The sequence below is a fragment of the Nonomuraea sp. B10E15 genome, from assembly GCF_039871615.1.
Taxonomy (GTDB): domain Bacteria; phylum Actinomycetota; class Actinomycetes; order Streptosporangiales; family Streptosporangiaceae; genus Nonomuraea.
In genome coordinates, this window is record NZ_JBDPMB010000051.1 from 1 (window position 1) to 5,179 (window position 5,179).

The 5,179-nt window shown below is 63.7% G+C and carries 9 protein-coding genes; 4 read left to right on the forward strand and 5 right to left on the reverse strand.

Going from position 1 to position 5,179, the window contains the following annotated elements:
- Positions 1-117: 117 nt before the first annotated feature.
- The gene (locus ABGB14_RS49855; RefSeq protein WP_347650946.1) at positions 118-351 is read left to right on the forward strand and encodes a beta/gamma crystallin domain-containing protein; all 234 of its coding nucleotides are present in this window, start codon (positions 118-120) and stop codon (positions 349-351) included.
- A gap of 234 nt (positions 352-585) precedes the next feature.
- On the forward strand, positions 586-834 hold the full coding sequence (locus ABGB14_RS49860; RefSeq protein WP_347650938.1) for an SCO4226 family nickel-binding protein: 249 nt from the start codon (positions 586-588) through the stop codon (positions 832-834).
- Positions 835-895: 61 nt separating this feature from the next.
- Here ABGB14_RS49860 and ABGB14_RS49865 read toward each other — a convergent pair whose 3' ends face one another.
- Together ABGB14_RS49865 and ABGB14_RS49870 are read right to left on the reverse strand one after the other, a co-directional pair.
- A complete protein-coding gene (locus tag ABGB14_RS49865; RefSeq protein ID WP_347650939.1) occupies positions 896-1,546 on the reverse strand; it encodes a class I SAM-dependent methyltransferase in 651 nt (216 codons plus the stop codon).
- Positions 1,547-1,686: 140 nt separating this feature from the next.
- The gene (locus ABGB14_RS49870) at positions 1,687-1,863 is read right to left on the reverse strand and encodes a hypothetical protein (RefSeq protein ID WP_347650940.1); all 177 of its coding nucleotides are present in this window, start codon (positions 1,861-1,863) and stop codon (positions 1,687-1,689) included.
- 122 nt (positions 1,864-1,985) lie between these two features.
- On the opposite strand from ABGB14_RS49870, the gene ABGB14_RS49875 reads away from it, so the two are divergent.
- Both ABGB14_RS49875 and ABGB14_RS49880 read left to right on the forward strand, forming a co-directional pair.
- Positions 1,986-2,306, forward strand: coding sequence for an immunity 53 family protein (locus ABGB14_RS49875; RefSeq protein WP_347650941.1), 321 nt, complete (start codon positions 1,986-1,988; stop codon positions 2,304-2,306).
- 55 nt (positions 2,307-2,361) lie between these two features.
- Positions 2,362-2,883, forward strand: a complete 522-nt coding sequence (locus ABGB14_RS49880; RefSeq protein ID WP_347650942.1) for a hypothetical protein — start codon at positions 2,362-2,364, stop codon at positions 2,881-2,883.
- 207 nt (positions 2,884-3,090) lie between these two features.
- On the opposite strand, the gene ABGB14_RS49885 is transcribed toward ABGB14_RS49880, so the two are convergent.
- The 3 genes from ABGB14_RS49885 to ABGB14_RS49895 all read right to left on the reverse strand — a co-directional run bounded on the left by ABGB14_RS49885 (position 3,091) and on the right by ABGB14_RS49895 (position 4,943).
- On the reverse strand, positions 3,091-3,825 hold the full coding sequence (locus ABGB14_RS49885) for a class I SAM-dependent methyltransferase (protein WP_347650943.1): 735 nt from the start codon (positions 3,823-3,825) through the stop codon (positions 3,091-3,093).
- A gap of 172 nt (positions 3,826-3,997) precedes the next feature.
- Positions 3,998-4,162 carry a hypothetical protein gene (locus ABGB14_RS49890; RefSeq protein WP_347650944.1) on the reverse strand — a complete coding sequence of 55 codons (165 nt, stop codon included), beginning with the start codon at positions 4,160-4,162 and terminating at the stop codon, positions 3,998-4,000.
- 277 nt (positions 4,163-4,439) lie between these two features.
- Complete coding sequence (locus ABGB14_RS49895) at positions 4,440-4,943, reverse strand: hypothetical protein (protein WP_347650945.1); 504 nt, start codon at positions 4,941-4,943, stop codon at positions 4,440-4,442.
- Positions 4,944-5,179: the final 236 nt, after the last annotated feature.

The following is a 5,179-nucleotide window of genomic DNA, read 5'->3' on the forward strand; positions in this document are numbered from 1 at the left end:
AAGAGTGCTCCTCGCTCTGGAAGGTTGTTGATCTCGACAATCCGTAATCTTCCAGATCAGGAGCACTCTTTGCTGTTCAACCGATCATCCGGTCTGAACTCTCACCAGCAGCCGTGAATCGCCGAGGTCAACGGTACGGACCGCCACTGCTTCGCGAACGGCGGCACGATGAACGTGGCCATCTACGGCGTGGGCCTGATCTCCGCAGGCAACAACAATGTGGCAATCGAATACATCGATGACTTGGGAGGGCCCGCCAGAGCCATGCTGATTCCCAAATGGAACATGTGGGAAGGCTCATCGCAGAGCAGCGGCAACATGCACAAGGTGTACCGAATCAGGATCGTTTAGGTCGCATCCCGTGACAGCCGGCCGGACAGCGAGCACCTTCAACGTGCGGTTCCTCGCGGCCATGCCGCTTCACACTGCCGGTCGGCGGCGGGAACATCAGTGCGTCCGTGTCCCTGCGAATCACGGGAAGACGGCGCCGGCACGCGCCTTCTTGGCGAAGTTTTGAGGACCGGTCCGCCAGGGGCCGCCATAGGCTGGAGAAGATCCGCAGATCACGCCTCCGAGGAGGAAGCCATGGCGAAGTTCATGGACGTGCATCACGGCATGAAGGGCATCACCGACGAGCAGCTCCAGCAGGCGCACGCCGCCGACCTCGCGATACAGAGAGAGGAAGGGGTGACCTTCCAGCACGCGTGGGCCGACCCTGAGGAGGGCGTGGTCTACTGCCTGTCGGAGGCGCCGGACGCGGATGCCGTCCAGCGCATCCACCAGCGGGCGGGGCACCCGGCCGACGAGATCCACAAGGTGCCGCTGACCGCCTGACCGGCGAGCGAGGGCGTCGGACGACTCCGCCGGATGATCAGATGATGGCGCTCGCCGAGTTTCAGCCGGTCTTGCCGGCCAGCAGGAACACCCTCGGAAAACCGCGCCTCGCATCCTGGTCTCCGGGAAACACCAGCCGGGCCGTCTCGACCATGCCCCGCTCACGGAGCATGCCGGAAACCATGTCGGTGGACCATCGGTAGGCCGGCGCAACGACGTGATCGTACGACTCGACCGCCTGCGACGGGTCGTCAGTCCCCGAGAAGGACAGCAGCAGGTGCCCGCCGGGTGCGAGCACGCGGCCGAACTCGTCGAACACCTCGGGCACCCGCTCGGGCGGGGTGTGGATGATCGAGTAGTGGCTGAAGACGCCCCCGACGCTGCCGTCGGCGAGCTCCAGGGCCAACATGGAGCCGACCTCGAACGGGAGGCCGGGATGCTCCTGGCGGGCCTGTGCGATCATCTGCGGCGACAGGTCGATCCCGAACGCGTGGAGCCCGCGCGCGTGGAGGTAGGCCGTGTAGTGCCCTGGCCCGCACCCGAGATCGGCGATGGACTCAGCGCCCGTCGCCTTCACCAGGTCGGCGAACGTGTCGATGAGGGCTCGGTCCAGCGGCTGGCCCGCGAGAGGGTCGTGGAAGAGCGCGTTGTACTCGGCCGCCCTCGCGTCGTAGCCGCTGCGGGTCGTTTCGAGGAAGCCGGCTTCAGTCATAGCCGATCAAAGTACCCCACTCTGGGCTGAGATCCGGCCGATGTACGGCAGACCGGCCTTCGTCGCCGCCCTGTCGGAAGCGGGCCTACCCGGGACGCTGGTACAGGGCGTCCAAGCCGACGGGCCCGCTGTCCTCGCTCTCACTCCTCCCCGGTCTTGCGGTTCTCCGCCAGCGCGTACGAGAGGGCGATGCCGAGACACAGGGACAGCGAGATGCCGAGAACGAAGTTGTGCAGCACGACGCCCAGCCCCATACCGATCGCGATGCTCGGCCACATGCCGACCTTCCAGTTGGGGGAGCTCTTTCCGTTCGTCATGGTCCGATCTTCGTACGCGACCGTGGAGCGGCGTAGACATCGCAATCATGAGTACGACATGACAGCTGTCACACGGGGCGGGAAGCGGGGCACGCGACGGGCACGGCTGGCAGACTCACCACGTGATCACAGATGCCCTCGTCTTCCTGCAGTCTTGGTACGCCTCCTGCAGCAATGACGGCTGGGAGCACGGTTACGGCATCACCATCGACACCCTGGACAATCCGGGGTGGCGCCTGAAGATCGACCTGGTCGACACGCCTCTTGCCGGAGTCTCGCTGGACCGCCTGGTGGTGGAACGCACCGAGGACGACTGGGTACACGCCTGGTGCAACGGGATCCGCTTCGAAGGAGCATGCGGACCTCTGAACCTCGGTGAGCTGCTGGAAGCATTTCGGGACTTCGCCCGCGATGCTGGTCTCACTGATGCTCAAACCGGGTAGGCGGAGGCCAGCGACCTCGAGAAGCCCCGGCGACGGCGTCCGGCACAATCACCGCATGTTCAACTTCGGAATTCCTGGTTACAGGCCGGAATGGTTGACCAGCCGCTCGGCGATCACTGCCATTCACGGGGCGCGATTGGGCCATCTCGTCGGCAGGCGGCTGACCCGAGCGCTGGTGGTGTGGGATGTCGACGAGGACGAGTGGTTCGCCGACTGCCCGGTCCTCCTGGACTTCGAGGGCGAGCAGGTCGAGATCAAACACAGAAAGTTCGACGAGCTCTCCATCACCTGGAACACCATCGATCCAGCGCGCTCGCCGGACCGGCCGGACTTTCACCTCGCGTGGCGAGACGACGTACCGGATCAACTCACCGCACTGGTCGGGCAGCCTTGTTCCGCGGCGGAGTTGCTGATGTGGAGAAACAGGGATCTCGTGGAGGGGACGATCGTGACCTTGGGGTTCAGCTTCCCGAACGGTCAAGTGACGATCTATAACGCCCTCGATGAAAACGGCATCGAGTTCGCCCCTCCCGCCGATGCCTACGCGCGATACAGGCTCGGAACATCTGATCAGTAGGCGCCTGACGTTCGGTCTGGCCGGCCGTCGTACTGGTGATTTTGTTGGTCTGAACGGACAGCGCTTGGAGGTGAGTTCCGACAGCGGTTGAAGATCAGCATGGGGCGGAATGTTGGCGAGAAACGACAGCGCCCGCTCCGCCGTGATCAGACGCGTCCTGTGCCGTCGAACCTTGAGCATGTGTCATCGAAGATCGAGTGGTGTGGATCACTGAAATGATGGACGCCGCGCGACGAAGACGAACTCTCGGCCGGGTCCGTCAGGCGCTTCGCGAACCTCCTCGACCACGTAGCCGTGCGTGGCCAGGTCCCTCTCGACCTCCTGCCGCTCACGGAAGCGCAACGTCGAGTCCGACGTCAGGATCTGGCCGTCCGCAGCGAATACGTAAGTCCACCGGAATGTCACCAGCGGCCAACTCACGTCGATGAGCTGGACCCAGCTCTCGACGGCGCCGACGTTTGGAATCTCCGTCACGCTGTAAGAGCTCTCGCGGTTCCACTCCTCCCAAGCGCGCCTCGCCGGATCCCGTGTCTCGAACACCAGGCGCCCGCCAGGCACCAGTGCTTCGTAGGCCCCCTGCAGCGTCTTCTGCCATATCTGCGGATCAACAATGGCCTGGGCGACGTTCGCCGTCATCGTCGCGAGGTCAACCCGCAGCGCCGGGAGAGTTCTCGCATCACCGCAGATCCAGCGTGCTCGCTCACTGCCCGGTTTTGCGCGAGCGACATCGATGGACGCCTGGGCGGGATCGATGCCGATGACCTCGATCCCGCGATCAGCCAGTAGGAGGCCGAACACTCCTGTCCCGCAGCCAATGTCCAGTACTCGATGCGCCCTGAACTCTTCCGCCATCCGGACGTATGCATCGAGATCGCTGCGATCAGGGTCGAGGTGGTCGTAGATCGCGGCGAGCCGTGGATGCCCGAAGCACTCGTCAGTCATGCTGCAGAACGTATGCGGAGCCGGCCCTGGACAACCACTCGGTTTCGCGACTCCTCAGTCCGGATGCCCGAACGCATCCGCGAGCGGCTCTTCCGCCATCCGAACCACCTGCACTTCGCACCGATCAAACTTCGATGGCACGAAGTGCCGGCCGTCGTTGAATAAGGCCGGGTCAGGCCGGGGTTCGCTTCTCGTGCCAGGTGTAGTAGAGGAAGGTGCTGTCGGGGCCGGTCAGCGTGCCGTGGACTTGCCAGAAGCTGTTGGGGGGAATGTCGTAGCGGAAGATTTTGTCCCCGGGCCGGTCGTCCGTGAACATGGTCTTCAACCCGTCGTTCAAGTCCCGTACGTTGATCGTGAACGTCGAGGTGTCCGGGATGTCGAGGCAGATCTCGTACGTGTACGCCTGGGGCCCGTTGATGTTGTAATCAAGACCTTCGATGACGCCATCGCGGTCACGCTCTCGCTGCGCTGATCGCTGCAGAGCGCTGCCTTCGGACTGGACGGTTCACGACGCCTACATGACCCTCCGGGCGGCGCTGAGCAATGCGGCGGCGCGTACCTTCAGATTTCCGTGACTCCAGCACCGGCGAAGGTCAACAAGGCCATTTCCTCGATCACGGGGAATGGCCTTCCGCGCGGGGCACACGCCGACCGCTCTTCCTGCCGTATCTACGTGGACCCCGTTGACGCCCTGGGGTGGCTTGCGGTTCGTAGCCAGACCATCGGATCAAGATGATGAAGAGGCCGACGAGGATTGTGACCACACCAGAAGCGAAGGCCAGAAACGCAATGACGGACTCGCCGTCTGGATCGCCGAGTCCGGACGGTCGTCCGTCGATCCAGTCCATCGCGGGCCGTGCCTGGGTGGCGACAATCACTCCGAACGCGGTCGTGATCGCACCCAGGACATGACCAGGAGGACGCGTCCACCAGCCCATGACCGCCAGCACGAACCCGAGCACCAACGCGACGGGAACCGTTAGGAACTGGCCCATGCCCAGGGCCGTGAGCACTGCGAACCGCGCGTGCTCGAAACCGTCGCCACGTGGCCCCGACCAGAACGGCACCACTACCAGGCCGCTGAGAAGGCCGATCGCCAATAACCGGAGCATAGCCACGCACACATGATCGTGGACTGGCTGGTTGCTGTGCCACCTCAGCTGAGCATGTAGCTGTACTTCGCAGCTGTACAAGATCGAAAAGGCCACTTCCCGATCTCGGGATGCGGCGAGCAATGATCGAAACCTGTGGATCTGACGGGAAGGGGTGTACCTTCCCGAATCATCTGATCATGGTTTCGAGATAAGGCCGACGTTGGCGCGTCGGTCGGGAAGGCACACCCGTGCTCACCGTA